This window comes from Micromonospora sp. WMMC241 (genome assembly GCF_027460165.1).
In the GTDB taxonomy this organism is placed as follows: Bacteria; Actinomycetota; Actinomycetes; order Mycobacteriales; family Micromonosporaceae; genus Micromonospora; species Micromonospora humi.
Genome location: NZ_JAPZBF010000001.1, coordinates 5790574 through 5813529, shown reverse-complemented (window position 1 = coordinate 5813529; position 22956 = coordinate 5790574). Strand labels below are relative to the sequence as shown.

Genomic DNA, 22956 nt, shown 5'->3' with positions numbered 1-22956 from the left:
CCCGCTCGGCCGTGGGAGCCTGCCATGCAGGACGGGGGCGCGGAGGTGAGCGTGGCGAGCAGGGATCCGCTGGAGGAGGAGTTCCGCGAGTTCGTCGCGGCCCGGTCCGGCGCCCTGCTGCGCACCGCCTACCTGCTGGCCGGTGACTGGGCCACCGCCGAGGACCTGCTCCAGACCGCGCTGACCAAGACCTACCTGGCCTGGAAGCGGCTCGGCGGGATCGACGCCATCGAGCCGTACGCCCGCCGGGTCCTGGTCAACACGTCGACCAGCTGGTGGCGTCGCCGCTGGCACGGTGAACGGCCGACCGAGGTGCTGCCGGAACGGGCCGGCGTCGACGAGATCGAGCACCAGCTCGACCGGGACGCGCTCTGGCGGCACCTGCAGGCGCTGCCTGCCCGGCAGCGGGCCGTGTTGGTGCTCCGCTTCTACGAGGACATGTCGGAGGCGCAGACCGCCGCCCTGCTGGAGATCTCCCCGGGCACGGTCAAGAGCCAGACCTCCCGGGCGTTGAACACCCTGCGCCGCCGGCTCGGCTCCGAGGCCGCGCTGGGCCTGCCGGCCGAGCCGGACGTCGCGTCGCGGCCGACGCCCGCGCCCGCCCCGACCGCCGGTCCGGTCTCGTCCGCACCGTCCACCGTGCCGGCCCGACCCGCGCCTGCGCGGCAGCCCGCGCCCACCCGACAGCCCGCGCCTGCCGGTCAGGCCGCGCCCACCCGACAGCCCGCGCCTGCCGGTCAGGCCGCGCCCACCCGACAGCCCGCGCCTGCCGGTCAGGCCGCGCCCGCCGGCCGGCCCGCGACGACGGGTCAGCCCGCGCGCCCACCCGGGTCCGCCGGGCGCCCCACGCCCCGCCCGACCACGCCGGCCCAGGTCCGCCCGGCCGTCGGGATCGCGGCGGAGACCCGATGAGCGGCAGCCGACCCGCCGGTGACAACCGGACGGGCAGTCCGGAGCGTCCACTCCTCGTGGGCGAGGACGAGCTGGAACGGGCGCTGCGGGAGACCCTCTCCCGTCGGGTCGACCGGCCCGGACCGCTCCGCGCCGATCCGGCGGGTGCCGTGCTGCGACGGGCCCGGCGCAGCGGGCGTCGCCGCGCGCTCGCCGGCCTGGCCCTTGCGGGCGTGGCGACGGTGCTGGTCACCACCGGGATGGCCCAGCTCAGCGAGTCGGGCGGGCGCGGCGGCACGCCGACCGTGGTGCTCGGCGACCCGCGCGGGCACACCCCGTCCCCGCTGCCCACCGCCTCCACACCGCGGTCGGGCCCGGTCCGCGCCGAACTCGACCTGCTCGTCGGCGACGTCCTGGACACCAGTGGCGGCGAGCGGCGGGAGCTGACCGGGGTGGGCGGCGTCGAACGGGCGCAGCGGATCCACGACCGGGAAGGTTGGCTGCTCACCTCGGCGGCCACCGCCGCCGGCCGTACCCTCTGGTGGGTGTCCGCCGCCGCCGACGGCGCGCCACAGGTGATGCTCGCCGCCGCGGACGCCGTCGCGGTCTCCGCGGACGGGCGGCAGGTGGCCTGGCGGGACGGCCCGGACCTGGTCGCCGCCGGCGTGGTCGCCGGCCAGCTCATCGCGCCCAGCCGGGTGGCCGCGCCGACCGGCGTCGTGCCGGTCGGCTTCAGCGGCGACGACGTGCTGGTCAGCCAGCCCGGCCGGGTCGGCATGAGCGTCTGGCGACGCGCGATGGGCGGGATGCCCGGTGCCGTGAACCCGGACGTGCGCGGCATCTACGGCAGCCGGCCGGACGGCCTGGTGGTCGGCCTGGTCGCCACCGGTCCGGCGCGGCAGCCCTGCCTGGCACTGCTCGACCCGGCCCGTGACCTCACCCCGACGCGCACCGGCTGCGGTCCGAAGCTGGCCGCCGACGGGCTCGGCGCGGTCTCCCCGGACGGGCGCTGGCTGCTGGCGAACGGCACCGGCCGCACCGCCGTGCTGGTCGACCTGGCCGACCTGGCCGACGCCCCGGCGGCCCACCCGGCCGGTCCGCTGCTGGCCGGCGTTCCGGCCTGGACCCGCGTCGGCGCCGCGCTGCACGTGGACGCCACGGGCGGGCTGGTCCGGGTCAGGCCCGACCGGGTCCTGGCCGGTGAGCGGCCGACCCCGTCGACGCTCGACGGGGTGTCGCCGGGGCAGCGCCCCGTGGTGGTGGCCGACACCCCGGCCGTGCCGGACGGGGCGTAGCGTCGGGCGGGTGAGCGTTCCCGCCCGCATCGACCTGCACACCCACTCCACCGCCAGCGACGGCACGCTCGGCCCGGCCGAGCTGGTCGGAGCCGCCGCCGAGGCCGGGCTCGACGTGGTGGCGCTCACCGACCACGACACCACGGCGGGCTGGGCCCCCGCGGTCGCCGCCCTGCCGCCCGGCCTCACCCTGATCCGCGGCGCCGAACTCTCCTGCCGCTGGTTCGGCGCCGAGCCGGCGATCCCGCTGCACCTGCTCGCGTACCTCTTCGACCCGGACTCGCCGGAGCTGGTCGCGGAACTGGCCCGGGTCCGGCGGGCCCGCGAGGAACGCGGTGAGCGGATCGTCCGGCTGCTCCAGGCCGACGGCATCCCGGTGAGCTGGTCGGCGATCCTGGCCGGCGCGGCCGGTGGCACGGTCGGCCGGCCGCACATCGCGCAGGCGCTGATCCGGGCCGGCCTGGTCGCCACCACCACCGAGGCGTTCGGGCCGGACTGGCTGGGGGAGCGGTACCGGCTGCCCAAGGACGACATCGACGTGTTCCGCGCGGTCACGCTGGTGCGGTCGGCCGGCGGGGTGCCCGTCTTCGCCCACCCCAGGGCCAGCCGGCGTGGCCGGATCGTCCCGGACGAGCTGATCGTCGACCTGGCGGCCGCCGGCCTCGCCGGCCTGGAGGCCGACCACGAGGACCACAGCCCGGCCGAGCGGGAGCACGTCCGGGGCCTCGCCGCCGAGCTGGACCTCCTGGTCACCGGCTCGTCGGACTTCCACGGCACGCACAAGACCGTCCGTCTCGGCGCGCACACCACGAGCCCCGAGGCGTACGAGCGGATCGTCGGGCTGGCCCGGGGGGTGACCCCGGTCGCTTCAGGCTGAAGCGTTCCGGCGGCACGGCTACCGTGTCCGCGTGGATCTCAAGCTCTTCGGCGAGGTCTTCGTGACCCTGCTGGTGATCGTCGACCCGCCCGGAATGATGCCCATCTTCCTCGCGCTCACCGGGCCGCTGCCCGCCCGCGACCGGAACCGGGCCGCCTGGCAGGCCGTGGCGCTGGCCCTCGGGGTCATCGTGATCTTCGCGGTGGCGGGGCAGACGATCCTCGCCTACCTGCACGTCGACCTGCCCGCGTTGCAGGCCGCCGGTGGCCTGCTGCTGGTGCTGGTCGCGCTGGAACTGCTGACCGGCAAGGCCGACGACCCGAGCCAGCAGGTCACCTCCAACATCGCGCTGGTGCCGCTGGGCACCCCGCTGCTGGCCGGCCCCGGCGCCATCGTGGCCACCATGCTGTTCGTGCAGCGGGCCGGCGGAGTGACCGACTACGTGGCCATCGCGCTCGCCATCGTCGCGGTGATGGTGGCGGTCTGGGTGGTGCTGCGCTTCTCCGGCGGGATCGTCAAGGTGCTCCGCCCGGGCGGCATCGAGGTGCTGACCCGGATCGCCGGCCTGCTGCTGGCCGCCATCGCGGTGCAGCTCATCGCGGACGCGATCGCGGCGTTCGTGACCGAGTACCTCACCAACGCCTGAGCCGTCCGTCCGGTGTCACAGCCGGGTGGCAGGATCTCCGGTGTGCGACGACCTTCACCGACCGGACGACCCACCGGCGGCCGGGCGCCCCGGCCCCGCGCCGAGCAGGCCGAGCAGCTCGGCTTCGAGGGCATGCCCGAACGGCTGTTCGTCTGCACGCCCAGCAAGTTGGGCGCCTACGCCGACTGCCCCCGGCGCTACCGCTACGCGTACGTCGACCGGCCGGCCCCGCCGAAGGGGCCGCCGTGGGCGCACAACTCGCTCGGCGCCAGCGTCCACACCGCCCTGAAGAACTGGTATGCGCTGGCCCCCGACCGGCGCCGTCCCGAGGCGCTCGGCACCCTGCTCAAGGGCACCTGGGTGCGCGAGGGCTACCGCGACGACGAGCAGGAACGCGACGCCTTCCGGCGGGCGCTGGGCTGGCTCGAGTCCTACGTGGCGGGCCTCGACCCGGCCGACGAGCCGATCGGCGTGGAGCGGGTGGTCGCCGTCAAGACCGCTGTGCTGGCGTTCAACGGCCGCACCGACCGGATCGACTCGCGCCCCGGCCCCGACGGGCGGCCCGAGCTGGTCATCGTCGACTACAAGACCGGCCGCACCGGGCTCGACGCCGACGACGCCCGCGGCTCGCAGGCGCTCGCGCTCTACGCGTACGCGGCGGAGCGGGTGTTCCGGCGACCGTGCCACCGGGTCGAACTGCACCACCTGCCCTCCGGCACGGTCGCCGCGCACGAGCACACCCCGGAGTCGCTGCACCGGCAGCTCACCCGCGCCGAGGAGACCGCCCGCGACATCATGGCCGCCGAGCGCGCGGTGGCCGGCGGGGCCGACCCCGACGACGAGTTCCCCACCGAGCCGGGGCCACGCTGCGGCTGGTGCGACTACCGACGCACCTGCCCGGCCGGCGCGCAGGCCCCCGGCAAGGACCCGTGGTCGGCCGTCGAACGCTACGCCGACGCCGACTGAGGATGCCTCAGGCCGCCGCGAGCCGGGCCGCGCGCTCCTTGGCCGCCTGCTGCAACGGCCCCTCCCGGTAACGTCGCGGCACTGCCCCCAGGGCGAGCCGCAACGCCCGCACGCCAACCTCCGCCGAGAGCGCGGTGGTGGGCAGGCCCAGCCCGCCGTAGAGCCGCAACGCCCAGGGCGGCAGCAGCCCCAGCGCGGTGCCGGCCACCCCCAGGTACGCCCAGCGCGGCGGCCCGAGGTTCAGGCCCAGCTTCACCGTCGGGCTGAGCTTCCACGGGATCGGCGGGGCGGTCAGGAACAGCGCGGTCTCGGCCGCCTCCCGGGTCATCCGCAGCTCCGGGCGTACGTCCCGGTAGTAGGCCTCCACCTCGGCGGCGGTGCCCGGCACGGCCGCCGGGTCCAGCCCGACCAGGGCGGCCGACCGGCGCTGCTCGGTGTAGTAGCCGTCCACCTCGTCGTCGGTCAACGCGAGCCCGGCCCGCCGCGCGGTGCTCACGAACGACTCGACCTCGGTGACGTGCACCCAGCGCAGCAGGTCCGGCTCGTCGACGCGGAACTCCTCGCCGGTGACCGGGTCGGTGGCGCGCATCCGGGCGTGCAGCCCGCGCAGGCGCCGGCCGGCCGCCTCCGCCTCGGCGGTGGTGCCGTAGATCGTCGTCGCCACGTAGGTGGCCGTGCGGACCAGCCGACCCCAGGCGTCGGCACGGTAGTTGCTGTTCTGCGCCACCCCGGCCATCGCGCGCGGGTGCAGCGCCTGCAGGTAGAGCGAGCGCAGGCCGGCGACGATCAGGACCGGTTCCTCGTGCACCTTCCACGTGACCGATCCCGGACCGAACAGGCCGATGTCGTCGGTGTCCACCGATCAAGAGTGCCACGGGTGAACCGGAACGATCCTCGGTGCGTGGATCTCGGTGCGCGGCCACGCCGCGTCGTACGCTGACCGCGCGCGAATCCGTCCACTCGCCGGAGGTGTCGGTGTTCAGGGAAGTCAACGGTCTCCCGGGCCACGTCCTGGTCATTCACGCGGTGGTGGTGCTGGTGCCGCTGCTGGCGCTGCTCACCGTCGCCTACGGGGCGCTGCCCCGCTGGCGGCCCCGGCTGGACTGGGCGGTGCTGGCGCTCGCCGTGGTCACCCCGATCCTCGCCTGGGTGGCGACGGAATCCGGCGAGGAACTGGAGGAGGCGCTGGAGTCGCGCGGCTACCCGCCCGAGGGGCTCCAGAAGATCCACGAGCATTCCGAGTACGGCGAGACCCTGCTCTGGTTCACGCTCGGGCTGGCGGTCGTGGCGCTCCTGCTGGTGCTGAGCACCAAGGGCTTCGCCCGCACCCGCGACCTGCCCCGCTGGGTGCCCTTGGCGCTCACCGCGGTCGCGGTCGTGCTCGGCGTGTTCGCGCTGGTCTACGTCTATCTGACCGGCGACAGCGGGGCCAAGATGGTGTGGGACGGCATCGTCTGAGGCTGGCTCGCGATCCGCTGTCGCTCAGAACAGGATCCGCGAGCAGAGCAGGCACGTCAGCAGCAACAGCACCACGCCGACGACCGCCCCGATGCCGTAGGTGAGCTGTTGGGCGCGCTGCTCGGAACGGTCCATGGCGGCCATGTCCTGCGGCGGCAGCCGGCGGGGCGGTGGCACCTGCACGTGCACCGGCGGTCGCCAGCCGGGCGGCGGCGGGGTGCTGGGCGGCGGTCCGGCGTACCCGCCCGGCGCCGGGCGGCCCCCGGGACCGGCCGGGTCGGGCCATCCACCGCCGGTCGGGGTCCAGCCTCCGGCCGGCGCGGTCGGGCCCGGCCGCGCCCAGGGGCTCTCCGAGGCACCCGCACGCGACCACGGGCTGACGCCCTCGGCGGCAGCCACCTCGGGACCGTGGGCCGCGCCGGTGCCGGGCACCTCGGCTTCGGCAACGCCGGTGTCGCCCGTGCGGTCGTCAGAAGCGCCGGACCCGGCGGCCGGACGCCAGGCCGCGGCGGAGGCGTCCGCCGGGCCGGTTGCTTCGGAATGTGCCGCGTCGGACGGGCCGTCCCCTGCGGGGTCGCTCGCCTGGGTTCCGGTGGGACTCGCGTGGCCCCCACCGGCCGTCTCCGAGACCGTCGGGTGCGTCACGGCCGAGTCCGCGCCGGCGGGGTCCACCTCCTCAGCCGTGCTGTCGGAAGCGTGACCCGCTCCGGCCGGTCGGCCGGCGCCGGTGCGCTCCGCGTCCGGTGTCCCGTCCGCTGCGGCCGGCTGCTCGGGGCGTCGCCAGGTCTCGTCGGAGTTGCCGCTCGGCGTCGTCACGCCGACCGACGCTACCAACGCCTCGGCCACTCGGCCGCCCGACGCGGCGAGCGTCGATGGACCGACCGCGTCACGTTCGGCGGGCGCGCCAGGCGCTCACCCGGCTGCGGCCCGGGACCGCGCGCGCGGGCCGGCCGCTGCGAGACGCCGACCGACGCCGACCCTGCCCTCCCGAGCCCGCGGGCCCGCCCGGCCCGGGCCGGGCGGCGTGGCGGGTGGCGCGGGGGAGACGGGCCGCCGTCCGGCGGCGGTATCGTTGCTGCTCGTGACCGAACCCGGCATCCGGGTCCCGCGCGGCGACGACGACCGCGTGGTCGACCTCAGCGAAGACTTCGTGGTGCTGCCCGAGCAGACCACCGACGACACCGACCGTGGCTGGGGCGAGCGCCCCAGCGGCAGCGACGACTGGCTGCTCGCCGAGCGCCCGCCGCACTGGGACTGACCGACCGGCCGCCGCCGAAGTCAGCCGCGTACCACCACGGCGAAACGGCTGCCCTCGGGCAGGCCGACCGCGCGCCGAGCCTGCTCCGGCGGGAGCGCCAGGTAGAGCGCCGAGGACCCGTCGACCGCCCCGGCGGCACCCACCACGTCGAGCACCAGCGCGCGCGGGGCGAGCAGGCTCGGGTCGGGTGACCCGCCGGCCGGCACCACCAGCAGGTCGACCCGGGCGCCCGGGCGCAGCACCGCCAGGGCGGCCGGCTCGGCCAGCCGGATCGGTACGCCGACCGCCCCGGCGGGCAGTGCCGGAGACCCGGTGGTGCGGGCCGGGTCGGGCGTCGTGGGAGCGCCGGCCGGGGTCGGCCCGGGTGGACAGCCGGCCGGGGTCTGCAGCACCGCGGCGGCCAGCCCCAGCAGCACCGCGACCAGGGTCACCCGAATCAGCGTCCGGCGGCGGGGCAGCCCCCGCCAGCGCACCGGTCGCAACGTCGACTCCGCACCCGCCACCGCAGGCCTCCCGCCCGTCCCCGCATCCCGACCACCTGTCGGCCCGACCGTTTCCGGCCCGACCGTCCTGGCATGGTCCGACCAGTCCCGGCTGGGCCAGACCGTGCCCGGCCCACCAGCAGGCTAGGCGCGAGCCGTCGCTCCGCGTCGCCCCCAGCGCTCACCCTGTGGATAACCCGGCAGGCTGTGGACGAGCGGGGCGCGAGCCGCCGGGAACCACCGGTTCGGCGGCCGCTGCTCCCGGGTGCGCTGACGCCGCCACCGCGCCGGGCGGCGCGCTCGTCCGCTCGAGAGTTGTTAAGAGGGGGCCCCGCCTCTACCGAATGCGTTAACAGGGGGCCCCGCCTTTCCGCCGACGCGAGAAGTGGCCGCCCCGGACGGGACGGCCACTTCCGAAAGCGCGAGCGTCAGGACGAGCTGGCGGCCGAGGCCTTGCTCGCGGTCGAACCCGAACCGCCCCCCGAGGACCCCGAGGATCCCGACGACGAGGACGACGAGGACGATCCGGACGACGAGGAGTCGGACGAGGACGACGTCGACGACTCGGACTTGGCCGGCTTGTTCGTGCTGCCGGCGGCGTTGTCGGAACCGGACGAACGGGAGTCCGTCCGATAGAAACCGGAGCCCTTGAACACGATGCCGACCGAGTTGAAGAGCTTGCGCAGCCGCCCCTCGCACGCGGGGCACTCGGTCAGCGGCTGGTCCGAGAAGGACTGCACCGCCTCGAGCTGGTGGCCGCACGCGGTGCAGGCGTACTGGTACGTGGGCACGTTCTCCTCCGGATCTTGGCACGGCCGGTCTGGCACTCGTGGTCTTCGAGTGCCAATGGTGCGTCATCGCACCCGGATTCGTCCAGCGGAAGCGCCCGGTCCCACACCCGGCAGCGCGACCAGCCCGTCCCGAGGCGTGATCACGCAGTGCACCGGCCGGTCGTGCGGGTCGGCGGGAACGGCCGTGACCAGCTCGCCGTCGTGCAGCAGCGCCACCGTCGGCACGGTCGCGGGCACCCGGGCCAGCGCCCGGTCGTACGAGCCGCCGCCCCGACCCAGCCGGACGCCCCGGCGATCCACCGCCAGCGCCGGCACCACCACCAGGTCCGCCCCGGCCACCGCGGCCCGGCCCCGCGGCGGCCCGGTCGGCTCGCGCAGCCCTCGACCGGCGGCCCGCAGCGAACCCGGATCGGTGTAGGCGGCCCAGTCCAGGTCCAGGTCGTCGGCGAGCACCGGCAGCAGCAGCTCGGCGCCGGGCGGCAGCGCGGCCCGCAGCACCTCCGGCAGGTCGGGTCCGCCGGGCTCCGAGGCGACCGGCACGTACGCGGTCATCCGGGCCGGTCGCAGCCGGCGTACCAGCGCCGTCAGCTCGGCCTGCACGGACGCCGCGGCCTCGGCGCGGTGGGGCGCGGACAGCGACCGGCGGGCGGCGAGCAGCCCGACGCGCAGCTCCCGTTTCGCCTCGTGCACCTCATCCGAAAAATCCGGCACGCAACACTCCTGACGCAACGCTTGCCTACCGGTCGCTCTGTGTCAGCATCGCACCAAGGGGCGCGGAACTTCCGGGGGGAAGGCTTGACGCTACGCGGGCGGTTGACGGTGGCCTTCCTCGTGGTGGTCCTCGGCCCCGTGCTGCTCGGCGCGGCCTTCGTGGGCACCACGTTGAACGCGGTGGACCGCAGCCGCGCCACAGAGCGGCTGGGGCTGGCCGCGGCCGGCGTGCGTACCTCCGTCGACGCCCTCTGCCAGCAACTGCGCGCGGCGGCCGACGCGGTAGCGCTGGTCGCCGACCCGGCGGCCCGGTCGCGCGCCGCCGACCAGGTGGTCGGCCGCGGGCTGGCCGCCGCCGTGGTGATCGCCGACCCGACCGGCCGGACCAGCTACGCCACCGCCGGCGGGCCGGCCGGCCCCTGGCAGGACTGCGCCGGTGCGCCGGCCGGCCCGGTGGGCGCGCTCGCCGTCCAGGTCCGGCTCCGCGACCCGGCCGGCGCCGACCTCGGTGCGGTCGCCGCCGCGCTGCCCGTCGACAGGGCCTTCGTGGCGCGGCTCGCGGCCGTGACCGGCGTCGGGATCACCCTCCTCGGCGACCCCGGGCGGATCACCCACACGACCGAGGACCAGGGGGTACGCGCGGCGGTGCTGGCCGCCGCCCGCCGGGTGGCCGGGGACCGGGTGGCCGGCGCCGGCGACGGCCGGTACGTGCGTCGGGTCGGGCCGTCCCCGGGGCAGCCGCTGCCGCTGGTGCTCTCGGTGCCGGAGCAGCGCCCGCCCGGCCTGTACGGCGCGCTGGTCGCCGCGGTGGTGCTGGCCGCGCTGCTGGCGGTGCTGGCCGCCTGGCGGCTGGCCCGGGTGACCACCCGCCCGCTGGTCGAGCTGGCCGGCGCCGTGGACCGGGTGGCGCACGGCGACCTGACCGCGCGGGTGCCGGTGCGCAGCCGGGACGAGATCGGGCGGCTGGCCGGCGCGTTCAACCGGATGACCCGGGAGACCGGCAGCTACGTGGCGGCGTTGACCAGCAGCCGGGACCAGCTCCGCAACCACCTGGTGGTGCTCGGCGACACCCTGGCCAGCACGCACGACCTGCAACGCATCCTGCGGGTGATCCTGGACAGCGCGATCGCCGGGACCGGCGCGCGGGCCGGGGCGGTGCTGCTGCTCGACGGCCACGGGGTGCTGGTCGGCCAGTGCGTGGAAGGGCTGGCCGGGCGCTGGCCGACCGAGGACCCGGCCGACCCGGCGACGTTGCGGGTGCCGGTCGGCGCCGGGGTGGTCGGCGCGGTGGCCGCCACCGGGGAGCCGCTGCGCGGCCGGTGGACCCCGCCGGAGGCGCCGACCGGGGAGCCGACCTGCGAGACGTACGTGGCGGTGCCGTTCGCCGCGCCCGAGGCGCGCGGCCCGGAGCGGCCCGGCCACCCGCCGGCCGACGGCGACCCAGCCGCCCCGCCCAGCGCCGCGCTCGGCGTGCTGGCGCTCTACGACCGGCTCGGCGGGGACGAGTTCGACGACGACGACCTGGTCATGCTGCGGACGTTCGGCGGGCACGCCGCGGTGGCGGTGGAGAACGTCCGGGTGCACGAGGAGGCGCAGCGGCTCTCCCTCACCGACCCGCTGACCGGGCTGTGGAACTACCGCTACCTGCGCGAGTCGATCCGGCGGGAGGTGGAGCGGGCGAACCGGTTCGGCCGGATGCTCAGTGTGCTCGCCCTCGACCTGGACCGGTTCAAGCACGTCAACGACACCTGGGGGCACGCCGCCGGGGACGCGGTGCTCGTCGAGTTCGCCCGCCGGGTGCGCGGCGTGATCCGCGAGGTGGACCTGGCGTTCCGGCACGGCGGCGAGGAGTTCGTGGTGCTGCTGCCGGAGACCGACGCCCGGGGCGCCACGATCGTCGCCGAGCGGATCGGTGCGGTGGTGCGCGACCAGCCGGTGCCGGTCGACGGGCACGGCGACGAGCCGCTGCGGGTGCCGGTGACGGTGTCCATCGGCATCGCCGTCTACCCGGACCACGCCGGCGGCGGCCAGCAGGTGCTCGACGCGGCCGACGACGCGCTCTACGCGGCCAAGGCCGCCGGGCGGGACGGCTTCCGGCTGGCACCGGTCGGGGATCCGGTGCGCACCCAGGAGATTCCGGTGGTGGCGGCCACGGTCAGCCCACCCGACGGGCTGCCGAGGGCGGGCACGGCGGACCCGGCGAGCGCCGCACCGGGCGGCGCGTCTTCCGGTCCTCACCCGCCGCGGCAGAGCCGTGGCCGATAGTCTCGCGGCATGTCGGAGCACTCAGCGAACCCCTCAGCGGCCTCCGGTCGCTCCCGCGCGGTCAAGGCCGTCATCCCGGCCGCCGGCCTGGCCACCCGGTTCCTGCCGGCCACCAAGGCGGTCCCCAAGGAGTTGTTGCCGGTCGTCGACCGGCCGGTTCTGCAGTACATCGTCGAGGAGGCCACCCAGGCCGGCATCACCGACGTGCTGCTGATCACCGGGCGGGGCAAGACCTCGATGGTCGACCACTTCGACCGGCGGCCCGACCTGGAGGAACGGCTCGCCAAGAAGCCCGAGCTGCTGGCCGCGGTGAAGCGCACCGAGGAGCTGGCCGCGATCTACACCTGCCGCCAGCCGGAGCAGCTCGGCCTGGGCCACGCCGTCGGCTACGCCGAGTCGCACGTCGGCGACGCGCCCTTCGCGGTGCTGCTCGGCGACGAGTTCGTCAAGCCCTCCGAGCCGCTGCTGCCGGCCATGCTGGAGCTCCAGGCCCGCACCGGCGGCGTGGTGCTCGCGTTCTTCGAGGTCGACCCCGCCGAGACCAGCCGCTACGGCATCGCCTCGGTCGAGCCGGCCGAGTCCGAATACTCCGACATCGCCGAGGTCGTCAAGGTCACCGGGATGGTCGAGAAGCCCAGCCCGGACGAGGCGCCCAGCAACCTGGCCGTCCTCGGCCGGTACGTGCTCCCGGGGCGGATCTTCGACGCGATCCGGCGCACCGAACCGGGCAGTGGCGGCGAGATCCAGCTCACCGACGCGATGGAGCTGCTGCGCACCGAGGGCGTGCCGGTGCACGCCATCGTCTACCGGGGCACCCGCTACGACACCGGCATGCCGCTCGGCTACCTGCAGACCGTGGTCCAGATCGCCGCCGAGCGCGAGGACCTGGGCGCCGAGTTCCGCAAGTGGCTGGCCGAGTTCGTCAACAACGGCGACGAGACGGTCACCGCGGCGGTCCTCAACGGGATCCGCGACGCGTCCGGCGGTGCCAATACATGACCGCGACGGCCGACGCCGAGGCGGCCGCGAACGAGTTGACGCCGCTCGCCGACTACCTGGGCAGTGTGCTGCGCAGGTTACGCGCGCTGCCTCCGCTCGACCTCGACCTGACCCAGGCGTACGGCAACGTGCTCGCCGAGGACGTGGTCGCCCCGCACTCGTTCCCCGCCTTCGACCAGGCGGCGGTGGACGGGTACGCCGCGCGCTGGGAGGACATCTCCGGAGGGAGCCGGGGGCCGGGCTACGTCCCGGCCCCCTCCGGTATGCCCGGCGGGCGCAGCATCCGGCTCAACGTGGTCGGTGACCTGGGCGCGGCGAGCTGGCGACCGGTCCGGCTCACCCCCGGGGCGTGCTTCTCGGTGGCGGCCGGCGCGCCGCTGCCGATCGGCGCGGACGTGGTGGTCCCGGTCGAGTGGACCGACCAGGGCATGGCCGCGGTGGAGATCTTCCGCGCCCCCAAACGCGGGTACGGCCTGCGCCGCGCCGGGGAGGAGCTGGTCGCCGGCACGCTGCTCGCCCGCGCCGGCGCGTACGTCTCGCCGGCCCTGGTGGCGGTGTTCGCGGCCACCGGCATCGGGCACGTGGTGGTGCGGCCCAGCCCGCGGGTGGTAATCGTGGCCACCGGCGACGAACTGGTCGACGTGGGCCGGGGCAGCCAGCCCGGCCAGGTGGTGGACACCAACTCGCACGCGTTGACCGCGGCGGCGGCCGAGGCGGGCGGGCTCGCGTACCGGGTGGGCATCTGTGACGACGATCCGGAGGCGCTGCGCGGCCTGCTGGAGGACCAGACGCTGCGGGCTGACCTGATCATCACGACCGGCGGCACCGGCACCGGCCCGGGCGACATGGTCCGCCGGATCCTGTCCCGCCGGGACGGCGGGCGGGCCGGCCCGGTCTCCTTCACAGAGGTGGCCCTCTATCCGGGAACGGCTCTCGGGTTCGGTACGGTCGGCGCCGAGGAGGTGCCGGTGGTGTGTCTGCCCGGTGAGCCCGGCGCGGCGTTGATCGGTTTCGAGGTGCTCGCGCGCCCGGCCATCCAACTGCTGGCCGGCGCCGAGCCGGTGTTCCGGCCGAGCGTGCGCGCGCACCTGTTGGAGACCGTCGCGTCCCCGGTGGGGCTGCGCGAGTTCCGCCCCGCGCACGTCGCCGAGCGGCGCGGCGGCGGCTACACCGTGCAGCCGTTGACCGGCGGCCCCTTCACGCTCTCCGGCCTGGCCGAGGCGAACGGCCTGCTGGTGCTCGGCGAGCGGGTCACCACCGCCGCCGCCGGCTCCACCGTGGACGTGCTCCTGCTGGACCGGCGCCGGTGAGCGCGAGGAGTGCAGCGAAGCGGAGCCCCGCAGTCGCGAACGGTTCCGGCTCGGTGAGCGCGAGGAGTGCAGCGAAGCGGAGCCCCGCAGTCGCGAACGGTTCCGGCTCGGTGAGCGCGAGGAGTGCAGCGAAGCGGAGCCCCGCAGTCGCGAACGGTTCCGGCTCGGTGAGCGCGAGGAGTGCAGCGAAGCGGAGCCCCGCAGTCGCGAACGGTTCCGGCTCGGTGAGCGCGAGGAGTGCAGCGAAGCGGAGCCCCGCAGTCGCGAACGGTTCCGGCTCGATGAGCGCCCGGTGATGTTCCGGCGGGCGCCGGGGTGGCCGGCGGTGCTGGTGGACGGTCCGGTGGTGCTGCGGCCCTACCGGCGCTCCGACGCGTTGGCCTGGTCGGCGATCCGGCGGGCCAACCGGGAGTGGCTGGCCCCGTGGGAGTCGCATGTGCCGGGCGGGTGGGACGAGACGAACTCTCCGGCCGCGTTCCGCCTGGTCCACGCCGATCAGCGGAAGTCCGCGCGCACCGGCGACGGCATGCCGTTCGCGGTCTGCCTGCGCGAGGGCGGGCAGGAGCGGCTGGTCGGCCACCTCAACGTGGGCAGCATCGTGCGGCGGGCGTTCTGCTCGGGGTACGTCGGCTACTGGGTCGACTCCCGGGTGGCCGGCCGGGGTGTGATTCCGACCGCTGTCGCGCTCGCCGTGGACCACGCGTTCGGCCCCGGCGGCCTGCACCGGATCGAGGTGAACATCCGGCCGGAGAACGTGCCGTCCCGGCGGGTGGTGGAGAAGCTGGGCTTCCGCGAGGAGGCCTACCACGTGCGGTACATGCACATCGACGGTGCCTGGCGGGACCACATCGGATACGCGATGACCGGCGAGGAAGTGGCCGCCGAGGGCGGGCTGCTGGCCCGTTGGCACCGCGTACGTGACAACCGGCGTTGACCCCTTCGGGCGGTGAGCGCCCGGCGCGGCGCACGGTGAACCGGGTCGGCGGCCCGTAACCTCAAGTAACTGCAAGCTGTGGCAAGCGCTGTCCGCCCGCATGATGTGCGCCGTTAACGAGAGTCGACGGAAGAAGTTGCGGTCGTGTGGCGCTCGCCCCGAACTTGGTGACGGGAGGGGTGAGGGTGCCGACGTCGGTGCTCCTCGCCGTCCTCGCCGCCGCCGGTCTGCTCGCCTTCGCTCCGGCGCTGGTCCGCCGGTACGACGCCACCGAGCGGCTGGTGGCGGAGCGGGCGCAGTCGACGGCGCGGGTGCTCCAGCGCGAGCGTCGTCGCCGCACCGTGCCCGGACGCCGCCCGCTGCACCCGCCGCGCGCACTTGTCGTCACCTTGAGTGAGAATTCCGACACGGGCGGTCTTGCCCGACCGGTCTCCGCCCCGCCGGTCCGGCGGCGCTCCGGCCGACTCCGGCCCGTTTCGGCGGTCCCGGCGCAGTCCCGCCGACGGCACCCGCCCCGACGCCGGCACACTCCGGCGGTCTACCGTCGCCGCCGGGTGCTCGCCGCGCTGCTCCTGCTCAACCTGGTCGAGTTGGTCGGCGTGATGCTGGTCGGTCCCGGGTTCTGGATCAGCGTCTCGGTCACCGGCGCGCTGCTCGTCGCGTACGTCGTACACCTGCGGCAGCGGGCCCTGGCCGAGCGCCGGCGGCGGCGCGCGGACGCCCGCGAGGCGGCCTGGTTGGCTGCCCGCCAGGCCGAGGTGCGTCGTGAGCAGGCCCGGCGCGCCGCGGCGCGGCGGGAGGCGCAGCGCCGGCTGGCCGCCCAGCGGGAGGCGGTCCGGCGTACCGCGATGGGCCTGGACCGGCCGGCGGACCTGCCGCCGGCCGCCAGCGGCGGTTCGGTCTCCTACCGGCGGGCCGGCGGCCTACGCGGCCGCCCCTACCAGTCCGGCCGGGGCGCCTGACCCCGCCCCTTGCCTTCCCCTCCCCGCCTCCCGCCTCCGCGTCGATCTTGGACTTGTGGCGCCAAGGTTGCCCCGTTGGCGAATTATCGGAGGTGCCACGACTCCAAGATCGACGAGAAGGGCGAGCTGCGCCCCGCTGCCGTGGGGACGCGGGGCGGGGTGGTTCGCGTGGTGGGGGCGGGACCTGTTAGCCTTGGCGCCGGCCCGCCCGGTGAAAGCCGGGTGGGACCTGCGCCGGTCCGCCGGCGGAGGGGCTGTGGCGCAGACTGGTAGCGCACCTCGTTCGCATCGAGGGGGTCAGGGGTTCAAATCCCCTCAGCTCCACCCAGTTCAAAGGCCGTTTCCGCTTGGCGGAAACGGCCTTTTTTCGAACGTGTGGAGCGTCAGTCGAATAGCTTGTCGAGCGCCTTCTGTTCGAGGTCGCGCCAGCGCTCGGCGTCCTTCTGCGCCTTGGCGATCTCCTTCTCGTCGAGGTGGTGGGCGCCCTCCTCGCGGATGCACGCGACGCTGAACGGCCCGCCCACCGACGGCGAGGTCCGCTCCAGCGCCTCCAGCACCCGCACCACTCCCACCACGCCGAACTCGACGGTGCGGGCGGTCATCCGGAAGTGGGACAGCAGCGCGCCGGCCTGCTGGGCCATGGGCGCGCCTGATCCGATGGCGTGGAAGCCCACGTCCTCGTAGCGGCCGATGAGCCCGTTGGGGTTGATCTCCACGATCCACGGGCCGCCCTGGCTGTAGCCGGCCGCGAGCAGGTACGCCGACACCCCGCCGCCGCTGCCCTCGCCGGGCACGTCCGGGATGTAGTTCTCGTAGTGCTTCTTGAAGACGGGCAGGACGCGCTCCTGCAACTCGTCGCCGATGTCGGGTGCTTCGAGGATGGCGGTGGCCGAGTCCTGGAGGAGGGGGCGCAGGTCGTTGAGCACTCCCCGCGCGCCGCTGCCGCCCCAGGCGGCGCAGGAGCCCAGCGGGTGCAGCTTCTGGGCCGGGAAGCTCAGGCCGCGGTCGCTCTCGGTGATCTGGGAGTCCGCGCCGATCACCACCCCGTCGCTGCAGACAACGGCGAGTACGACGGTCATGGGGATCCTCCTGAGCAGGGGTAAGGGGTCGGGCGCGAGGTACCCGGCAGCCCGTCCGCCTACACCCCCGGCCGTCCAGGGCATCCACTGTCACCGATTGACAATGTTTGGAACCCAAACTTATTCTCGCGCCGGGCGGGGTGCGCGCCCGCCCGACCCGTCCACGCGCACACCCCACCACCCGAAGGAACCACGATGCTCGGCTTCTTCCGTACCGCGAGGCGGGCCCGCATGCGGGTCGGACTCGTGGCCGCCACCGCGGCGACACTCGTCGCCGGCACCGCCCTCCTGGCGACCACCGCCCAGGCGGCCGCCGGCTGCCGCGTCACCTACACGACCGCCAGCCAGTGGGCCGGCGGCTTCACCGCCGACGTCGCCGTCACCAACCTCGGCGACCCGGTCAACGGCTGGAGCCTGCGCTGGACGTTCCCGTCCGGCCAGCAGGTCACCCAGGCGTGGAACGCCTCGGTCAGCTCATCCGGCGCCCAGGTCACCGCCACGAACGTCGGCTACAACGGCGCGATCGCCACCAACGGCAGCGTCTCGTTCGGCTTCAACGGCTCCTGGTCCGGCGCCAACACGGCGCCGACCTCGTTCACGCTCAACGGCGTCGCCTGCACCGGCGGTGTCGTCGGGACCACCGCGCCGCCCAGCCCCACCCCGCCGGTGACCACGCCGCCGCCCACGACCCCGCCACCCACCACGCCGCCGCCGGCCGGCAACGCCATGGCGGCGGTCGCCGCCATGCAGCCCGGCTGGAACCTCGGCAACTCGTTCGACGCGGTCGGCGCGGACGAGACCGCCTGGGGCAACCCGCGGGTGACCCAGGCGCTGCTGGACAACGTGCGGGCGCAGGGCTTCAACAGCATCCGGATCCCGGTGACCTGGAGCAACCACCACGGCGCCGCCCCGAACTACACCATCGACGCCGCCTGGCTCAGCCGGGTACGCGAGGTGGTCGACTGGGCCCTCGCGGACGGCTTCTACGTGGTGATCAACATCCACCACGACTCGTGGCAGTGGATCAACACGATGCCCACCGACCGCACCACCGTGCTGAACCGCTACAACGCGCTCTGGACGCAGATCGCCGCCGCCTTCCGCGGCTCCTCGTCGAAGCTGATCTTCGAGAGCGTCAACGAGCCGCAGTTCACCGGCAGCTCCGGCGACGCGCAGAACGCCACCCTGCTCAACGAGCTGAACACCTCGTTCCAGCGGATCGTCCGCCAGTCCGGCGGCAACAACGCCACCCGGCTGCTCGTGCTGCCCACCCTGCACACCTCGGCCGAGCAGGCCCGGGTCGACGAACTGGTCAGCACGTTCAACACGCTGAACGACCCGAACCTGATCGCCACCGTCCACTTCTACGGCTACTGGCCGTTCAGCGTGAACATCGCCGGCGGCACGACGTTCGACGCCACCGTGCAGCAGGACCTGACCGACCAGTTCGACCGGGTCTACACCGCGTTCGTCACCCGGAACATCCCGGTGATCATCGGCGAGTACGGCCTGCTCGGCTTCGACCGCCACACCGGCACCATCGAGCAGGGCGAGAAGCTGAAGTTCTTCGAGTTCCTCGGCCACTACGCGCGCAGCCGAAAGCTCACCACCCAGCTCTGGGACAACGGCCAGCACTTCGACCGCACCTCCTTCGTGTGGAAGGACCCGGAGCTGTTCGCGCAGATCAGGTCGAGCTGGACCACCCGCTCCGGCACCGCGTCCCGCGACCAGGTGTACGTGCCGCGCACCGGCACGATCACCGCCAAGAGCCTGACCCTCAACCTCAACGGCACCACGTTCCAAGGGCTGCGGCAGGGCACCACCGACCTGGCCAACGGCACCGACTACACGGTCTCCGGCAGCACCCTCACGCTCACCGCGTCGGCGCTCACCCGGCTGGTCGGCTCCCGCGCCTACGGGGTGAACGCCAACCTCCAGGCCCGCTTCTCCACCGGCGTGCCCTGGCGGATCAGCATCATCACGTACGACCCGCCGGTGCTCGGCAACGCCACCGGCCCCACCGGCGGGTTCGACCTACCGGCGCAGTTCCGGGGTGACCAACTGGCCACCATGGAGGCGAAGTACGCGGACGGCAGCAACGCCGGCCCGCAGAACTGGACCCCGTTCAAGGAGTTCGACGTGACGTTCACGCCGAACTACAGCAGCAACACGATCACCTTGAAGCCGGAGTTCTTCGCCGAGGTCAACGACGGCCAGCGGGTCACCCTGACGTTCCACTTCTGGAGCGGCACCAAGCTGACCTACTACGTCACCAGGTCCGGCGGCACCGTCACCGGCACGGTGAGCTGACACCGGCCCGGCTCCCCGGCGGCCTCCGCCGCCGGGGAGCGGTCAGGCGGGGCGCAGGTCGGTGACCATGACCGGGTACGGGCCGGCGGGCGCGTCGGGCTCGGCCTGGTCGGCCGGGACCACGTTGTCCATCCGCATCAGCAGACGACCCGGCTCGACCGCCTCGAACACGATCCGCCAGGCCCAACCGCCGCCGTACTCGCCGGTCAGCTCGACTGTGGCCGCCCCGCCCGCCGTCCCGGTCAGCGTCATCGCCGTCGGCTGCTGGTGCCACGAGTCGCCCCACCAGGCCGCCAGCGAACCCGGCGACTCGCCTGCGGCGATCACCACCAGGCCGTCCTGCGGGCCGTCGTCCGGATGCGCCCAGGAGTACGCCACCGTGGTCAGGTGACCGCCGGCGGCGGTCGCGACGGCCAGCGTGGCCGGTGACTCGACGAGCGGGTCGGCGGGCATCATCCGGAAGCCGTTGGTGCCGGCCCAGGAGCCGGTCACATCCGCGAGAACCATCGACCCAGCATAGGTGCGGGATCGTCGGCCCACCGTCCGCGCCCGGCCCGGTCACCGGTTGTCGATGTGGACGACCACCTCATCGGAGACGGTGTGCGCATCGTCGGCGTACCGCCATCCGGTGCGCTGTCCAGTTCAAGATGCCGCTGGTCTCACGCTAGGCGGCGCGCCACCTCGCCCGGTCCTCGCCGGCCTTGCGCGTGCAGCGCATCAACGTGCCCTTGGCCGTGCGGCCGAGCGCCCCCTCCGGGGTGCAGAAGGCACCCGGGTGGACGGCACCCTTCGTGGTGCCGCTCGACGGCTTCGTGGTCCGGGGGGCGCTTGTGGTCCGCTTCGGCACGGGCTTGGGAGTGGTGCGCTTCGGTCTGGGGGTCGGCTTCGCGGTGGCCGTCCGGGTCGTCGGTCGGGGGGACCCCGTGGTCGGGGACGCCGACGGTGGGGCGGTCGGCGCCTCGACGGACGGCGGGCCGGATGCGGGGACGGCAAGCGCCAGGCCGGGGTCCGGTGCGGCTGCGGATGAGGCGGAGGTGAGCGGCGCCGGCTTCTCGTCCGACGAGCCGCCGATGGCCGCGAGCCCGCCGCCGCAGCAGCAGAGCACGAGTACGCCGGCGGACACGACCGCGACCTTCGCGCCGCCGGAGAGCCGACGCCACCACGACTGCTTGGGGGCGGGATGAGCTGATACGGGGGGAGCCGGTGGTGATGGGTGCGTCACGCTCCTCAGTCTGCTTGCACGCTCAGCAATTGCCAGCGGTCAATCGGAGCGCTCCGTGCCGACAGACCGACGACCAATCATGACGAGGGTGGCGGGATTCGGACCGACCGACGTGGTCCAACGCTGCCTCGGCGGTCAGGGCCAGCGGTTCGGTCGGCACCACGACGGACGGTAGCCCGGCGGGCGTCCACCCGTTCGGCCACCAGGGGTAGGCGCTCCCGGTCGGAGACCGGATAGATCTTGGTACGTTTCGGCCCCTCCCGGGGCCATTTCGTACCAAGATCTCGGGGGAGTGGCGGGTTTCAGTCGGTCGGCAGCGCGGCGGTCAGGTCGGCGGCGTGCTGGCGGGTGTCGGCCAGTCGCTCGCGCGACTCCGCGCCCAGCGGCACCGCGCCGGCGCGCCGCAGCAGGTCCCGCGCCGCCTCCGGTTCGTCGAGCAGCAGCGCCAGCTCCGCCCGGTAGACCAGCGCCTCCACGTGGACGGCGGGGTCGTCGGTGGCGTCCGGTCGGGCCAGTGCGCCGTCGAGGATCTTCGCGGCCTGCCGTGGGTTGCCCCGGGAGTCGGCCTGCACCACCGCGTTCCCCAGCGCCCGGGCCAGCGCGCCCTGGTCCTCGCGGTCACCAGGCCCACCGGTGGCCCGGGCCACGAACCGGATCCAGTTTCCGCCGGGGTCGACGATGCTGAAACCGGTGTGCCCGTCCTGGTTGCGGCGGACCCGGGGCCGGCTCATCCGGGGCACCCCGGAGACGAGCACCTTCCCGTACGCGGCGCGCAGGCCCGCCGCGAAGGCGCGGTGGATGCCGACCAGGTCGTCCACCACGACCAGGCAACTGCCGTACGAGGTGGCCGGGTCGAACTCCGGCATGCCGAAGAAGTGCAGGTTCAGATCCTCCCGACGCAGGGCCAGGTAGGGGTTGGGGCGCGCCTGCCGGTGCGTCACCTGGAAGCCGAGCGCCTGGTAGAACGGCGCCACGTCGTCGAGGAGCCGGCAGGGCAGCAGCGGGATGGTGGTCTCGTTCGCCATCGTTCGAGCCTGCCGGCCGGCGAACGGCCCGCGCACATGGAAAGGACCGAACGGCTGGGCGGGACCGTCCGAACGGCGAGGGGGCCGGTCCCGGGCGGGACCGGCCCCCTCCGCGGGGTCGCGCGGGGTCAGGGCTTCCAGGACCCGGCGGTACGCAGGTTGTGCTCGTACTCGACGACGCCGCTCTTGTCCTTGACGTCGAAGATGAGCTGGCCGCTGCGCTTGGAGCCGACCGGCAGGTTGTTGCCCGACGTCATCAGCTTGCCGCAGCCGGAGAAGGCGCCGCCGATGCCGCTCTCCTCGGTGCCGTCCGATCCCTTCCAGGTGAAGAAGAACGGGTTGATCGAGCCGGTGCCCTTGGTGATCTCGGCGGTCACGTCGGCGATCAGGAACATGCCGTTCTTCGGGCCGGGCATGAACTCCCGGCAGGCGGCGTCCTTGGTACGGAAGTTGCCGACCGTGATCTCGATGGTGCCCTCGTCGTCGTTGATGATGAGCTTGTCGCCGGCCGGCATGTTGAACGTCTCGTTGTCGGTGGTGCCCGGCTGCGGCGTGGCGGACGGCGCGCCGGTGGTCGGGGCGTCGACCGGGTCGCTGTAGGTGACGCCCGGCGTGGGCAGGCTGTCGATCGCCTCCTGGGTCTTCTTCGCCCCGCTGTAGATGGCGAAGATGCCGCCGCCGCAGCAGAGCAGCAGCAGGACCGCCGCCACGATGCCGATCGTGATCCAGACGTTCTTGTTGGACTTCTTGGCCGGCGGCCCGAACGGCTGCCCCGGCGGGGGCGGGTACGGCCCGGCCGGGTACGCCTCACCCGGCGGGTACTGCCCCGGCGGCGGATAGGGCGCGCCCGAGGTGGGCGGGTACGGCGGCTGCGCCCCGCCGGGCGGCGGGTAGCCCCCACCCGCGGGCGGGTACGAGCCACCAGGCGGCGGGTAGCCACCGGCCTGCGGATATTCGCCACCCGGCGGCGGGTAGCCACCGGCCTGTGGGTACTCGCCACCCGGCGGCGGGTAGGAGCTGCCCGGCTGCGCCTGGGCGCCGCCCGGCGGCGGGTACGGCGAACCCGAGGTCGGCGGTGCCGGCGGGAAGGCGGCCGTGGGCGGTGCCGGCGGGAACGCCTCGGTCGGCGGTGCCGGCGGGAACGCCTCGGTGGGTGGTGCCGGCGGGAACGCCTCGGTGGGTGGCGCCGGGTAGGGCGTGCCCGAGGTGGGCGCCTGCGGCGCACCGGAGGCGGGGGCCCCGGAGGTCGGCTGCTGCGGCGCGCCCGAGGTGGGCTGCGCGTCCGCGGCGGGCGGCGCCCAGGGGCTGCCGGAGGCCGGCGGCATCGGCGCGGTGGGAAACGCCTCTGTCGGCGGTTCCTGCGGCTGCTGGTTCGGGTCCTGCGACCCGGACGGAGGCTGAGGGTTGCTCACCGTACTCCTTGGGCACCTTCGGGATTTTCAGTCGGAACGACGGTACAAGCCGGGGGCAACCCG

The 22956-nt window shown here is 74.6% G+C and carries 23 protein-coding genes and 1 tRNA gene; 15 read left to right on the top strand and 9 right to left on the bottom strand.

What is annotated here, in order from left to right; translation table 11 throughout:
• Window positions 1-24: 24 nt before the first annotated feature.
• From O7598_RS26225 to O7598_RS26205, 5 genes are all read left to right on the top strand, one after another.
• The gene (locus O7598_RS26225; protein ID WP_269693907.1) at window positions 25-912 is read left to right on the top strand and encodes a SigE family RNA polymerase sigma factor; all 888 of its coding nucleotides are present in this window, start codon (window positions 25-27) and stop codon (window positions 910-912) included.
• On the top strand, window positions 909-2186 hold the full coding sequence (locus O7598_RS26220) for a hypothetical protein (protein WP_269693906.1): 1278 nt from the start codon (window positions 909-911) through the stop codon (window positions 2184-2186). The genes O7598_RS26225 and O7598_RS26220 overlap by 4 nt, the downstream gene beginning before the upstream one ends.
• A 10-nt stretch (window positions 2187-2196) precedes the next feature.
• Window positions 2197-3063, top strand: a complete 867-nt coding sequence (locus O7598_RS26215) for a PHP domain-containing protein (protein WP_269693905.1) — start codon at window positions 2197-2199, stop codon at window positions 3061-3063.
• Between the two features lie 31 nt (window positions 3064-3094).
• Window positions 3095-3709 carry a MarC family protein gene (locus tag O7598_RS26210; protein WP_269693904.1) on the top strand — a complete coding sequence of 205 codons (615 nt, stop codon included), beginning with the start codon at window positions 3095-3097 and terminating at the stop codon, window positions 3707-3709.
• Between the two features lie 132 nt (window positions 3710-3841).
• Complete coding sequence (locus tag O7598_RS26205) at window positions 3842-4675, top strand: RecB family exonuclease (protein WP_269694987.1); 834 nt, start codon at window positions 3842-3844, stop codon at window positions 4673-4675.
• Window positions 4676-4682: 7 nt separating this feature from the next.
• On the opposite strand, the gene O7598_RS26200 is transcribed toward O7598_RS26205, so the two are convergent.
• Window positions 4683-5534 (bottom strand): oxygenase MpaB family protein, encoded by an 852-nt coding sequence (locus O7598_RS26200; RefSeq protein WP_269693903.1) that lies wholly within the window; start codon window positions 5532-5534, stop codon window positions 4683-4685.
• Window positions 5535-5650: 116 nt separating this feature from the next.
• Between O7598_RS26200 and O7598_RS26195 the strand changes: the two genes are divergently transcribed.
• Complete coding sequence (locus O7598_RS26195) at window positions 5651-6133, top strand: DUF2231 domain-containing protein (protein ID WP_269693902.1); 483 nt, start codon at window positions 5651-5653, stop codon at window positions 6131-6133.
• 24 nt (window positions 6134-6157) lie between these two features.
• On the opposite strand, the gene O7598_RS26190 is transcribed toward O7598_RS26195, so the two are convergent.
• Window positions 6158-6532 carry a hypothetical protein gene (locus O7598_RS26190; RefSeq protein ID WP_269693901.1) on the bottom strand — a complete coding sequence of 125 codons (375 nt, stop codon included), beginning with the start codon at window positions 6530-6532 and terminating at the stop codon, window positions 6158-6160.
• A 676-nt stretch (window positions 6533-7208) separates the two neighbouring features.
• Here O7598_RS26190 and O7598_RS26185 point away from each other — a divergent pair.
• Window positions 7209-7391 carry a hypothetical protein gene (locus tag O7598_RS26185; RefSeq protein WP_091061512.1) on the top strand — a complete coding sequence of 61 codons (183 nt, stop codon included), beginning with the start codon at window positions 7209-7211 and terminating at the stop codon, window positions 7389-7391.
• Between the two features lie 20 nt (window positions 7392-7411).
• Here the strand turns inward: O7598_RS26185 and O7598_RS26180 are convergent, their stop codons facing one another.
• The 3 genes from O7598_RS26180 to O7598_RS26170 all read right to left on the bottom strand — a co-directional run bounded on the left by O7598_RS26180 (window position 7412) and on the right by O7598_RS26170 (window position 9375).
• On the bottom strand, window positions 7412-7894 hold the full coding sequence (locus O7598_RS26180; protein WP_269693900.1) for a flagellar biosynthesis protein FlgA: 483 nt from the start codon (window positions 7892-7894) through the stop codon (window positions 7412-7414).
• A 407-nt stretch (window positions 7895-8301) separates the two neighbouring features.
• Complete coding sequence (locus O7598_RS26175; RefSeq protein ID WP_269693899.1) at window positions 8302-8664, bottom strand: FmdB family zinc ribbon protein; 363 nt, start codon at window positions 8662-8664, stop codon at window positions 8302-8304.
• Between the two features lie 63 nt (window positions 8665-8727).
• Window positions 8728-9375, bottom strand: coding sequence for a 5-formyltetrahydrofolate cyclo-ligase (locus tag O7598_RS26170; protein ID WP_269693898.1), 648 nt, complete (start codon window positions 9373-9375; stop codon window positions 8728-8730).
• An 84-nt stretch (window positions 9376-9459) separates the two neighbouring features.
• Between O7598_RS26170 and O7598_RS26165 the strand changes: the two genes are divergently transcribed.
• The 6 genes from O7598_RS26165 to O7598_RS26140 all read left to right on the top strand — a co-directional run bounded on the left by O7598_RS26165 (window position 9460) and on the right by O7598_RS26140 (window position 16169).
• Entirely contained in the window at window positions 9460-11640 is a 2181-nt protein-coding gene (locus O7598_RS26165) for a GGDEF domain-containing protein (protein WP_269693897.1), read from the top strand.
• A 9-nt stretch (window positions 11641-11649) separates the two neighbouring features.
• Window positions 11650-12639 carry a UTP--glucose-1-phosphate uridylyltransferase gene (locus O7598_RS26160; protein ID WP_269693896.1) on the top strand — a complete coding sequence of 330 codons (990 nt, stop codon included), beginning with the start codon at window positions 11650-11652 and terminating at the stop codon, window positions 12637-12639.
• The gene (locus tag O7598_RS26155) at window positions 12636-13949 is read left to right on the top strand and encodes a molybdopterin molybdotransferase MoeA (protein ID WP_091061227.1); all 1314 of its coding nucleotides are present in this window, start codon (window positions 12636-12638) and stop codon (window positions 13947-13949) included. Before O7598_RS26160 ends, O7598_RS26155 begins: the two co-directional genes overlap by 4 nt.
• Window positions 13950-14244: 295 nt before the next feature.
• Window positions 14245-14883, top strand: a complete 639-nt coding sequence (locus tag O7598_RS26150) for a GNAT family N-acetyltransferase (protein WP_269694985.1) — start codon at window positions 14245-14247, stop codon at window positions 14881-14883.
• 179 nt (window positions 14884-15062) lie between these two features.
• Window positions 15063-15845 carry a divisome protein SepX/GlpR gene (gene sepX, locus O7598_RS26145; protein ID WP_269693895.1) on the top strand — a complete coding sequence of 261 codons (783 nt, stop codon included), beginning with the start codon at window positions 15063-15065 and terminating at the stop codon, window positions 15843-15845.
• Between the two features lie 250 nt (window positions 15846-16095).
• A tRNA-Ala gene (locus tag O7598_RS26140) sits at window positions 16096-16169 on the top strand.
• A 59-nt stretch (window positions 16170-16228) separates the two neighbouring features.
• On the opposite strand, the gene O7598_RS26135 is transcribed toward O7598_RS26140, so the two are convergent.
• Window positions 16229-16924, bottom strand: coding sequence for a proteasome protein (locus tag O7598_RS26135; protein WP_269693894.1), 696 nt, complete (start codon window positions 16922-16924; stop codon window positions 16229-16231).
• Between the two features lie 231 nt (window positions 16925-17155).
• On the opposite strand from O7598_RS26135, the gene O7598_RS26130 reads away from it, so the two are divergent.
• A complete protein-coding gene (locus O7598_RS26130; RefSeq protein WP_269693893.1) occupies window positions 17156-19234 on the top strand; it encodes a cellulase family glycosylhydrolase in 2079 nt (692 codons plus the stop codon).
• Window positions 19235-19276: 42 nt separating this feature from the next.
• On the opposite strand, the gene O7598_RS26125 is transcribed toward O7598_RS26130, so the two are convergent.
• Entirely contained in the window at window positions 19277-19741 is a 465-nt protein-coding gene (locus tag O7598_RS26125; RefSeq protein ID WP_269693892.1) for a hypothetical protein, read from the bottom strand.
• 200 nt (window positions 19742-19941) lie between these two features.
• Here O7598_RS26125 and O7598_RS26120 point away from each other — a divergent pair, with 200 nt between their 5' ends.
• Window positions 19942-20418, top strand: a complete 477-nt coding sequence (locus O7598_RS26120; protein WP_269693891.1) for a hypothetical protein — start codon at window positions 19942-19944, stop codon at window positions 20416-20418.
• Between the two features lie 340 nt (window positions 20419-20758).
• Here O7598_RS26120 and O7598_RS26115 read toward each other — a convergent pair whose 3' ends face one another.
• On the bottom strand, window positions 20759-21481 hold the full coding sequence (locus tag O7598_RS26115) for a VOC family protein (protein WP_269693890.1): 723 nt from the start codon (window positions 21479-21481) through the stop codon (window positions 20759-20761).
• Between the two features lie 128 nt (window positions 21482-21609).
• Window positions 21610-22893 carry a hypothetical protein gene (locus O7598_RS26110; protein WP_269693889.1) on the bottom strand — a complete coding sequence of 428 codons (1284 nt, stop codon included), beginning with the start codon at window positions 22891-22893 and terminating at the stop codon, window positions 21610-21612.
• Window positions 22894-22956: the final 63 nt, after the last annotated feature.

Bases quoted from the DNA above. Each gene is read 5' to 3' on its own strand.
- O7598_RS26225 (WP_269693907.1), top strand. From the start codon at position 25: ATGCAGGACGGGGGCGCGGAGGTGAGCGTGGCGAGCAGGGATCCGCTG.
- O7598_RS26220 (WP_269693906.1), top strand. From the start codon at position 909: ATGAGCGGCAGCCGACCCGCCGGTGACAACCGGACGGGCAGTCCGGAG.
- O7598_RS26205 (WP_269694987.1), top strand. From the start codon at position 3,842: ATGCCCGAACGGCTGTTCGTCTGCACGCCCAGCAAGTTGGGCGCCTAC.
- O7598_RS26160 (WP_269693896.1), top strand. From the start codon at position 11,650: ATGTCGGAGCACTCAGCGAACCCCTCAGCGGCCTCCGGTCGCTCCCGC.
- O7598_RS26155 (WP_091061227.1), top strand. From the start codon at position 12,636: ATGACCGCGACGGCCGACGCCGAGGCGGCCGCGAACGAGTTGACGCCG.
- O7598_RS26150 (WP_269694985.1), top strand. From the start codon at position 14,245: ATGTTCCGGCGGGCGCCGGGGTGGCCGGCGGTGCTGGTGGACGGTCCG.
- O7598_RS26135 (WP_269693894.1), bottom strand. From the start codon at position 16,924: ATGACCGTCGTACTCGCCGTTGTCTGCAGCGACGGGGTGGTGATCGGC.
- O7598_RS26130 (WP_269693893.1), top strand. From the start codon at position 17,156: ATGCGGGTCGGACTCGTGGCCGCCACCGCGGCGACACTCGTCGCCGGC.
- O7598_RS26125 (WP_269693892.1), bottom strand. From the start codon at position 19,741: ATGGTTCTCGCGGATGTGACCGGCTCCTGGGCCGGCACCAACGGCTTC.
- O7598_RS26115 (WP_269693890.1), bottom strand. From the start codon at position 21,481: ATGGCGAACGAGACCACCATCCCGCTGCTGCCCTGCCGGCTCCTCGAC.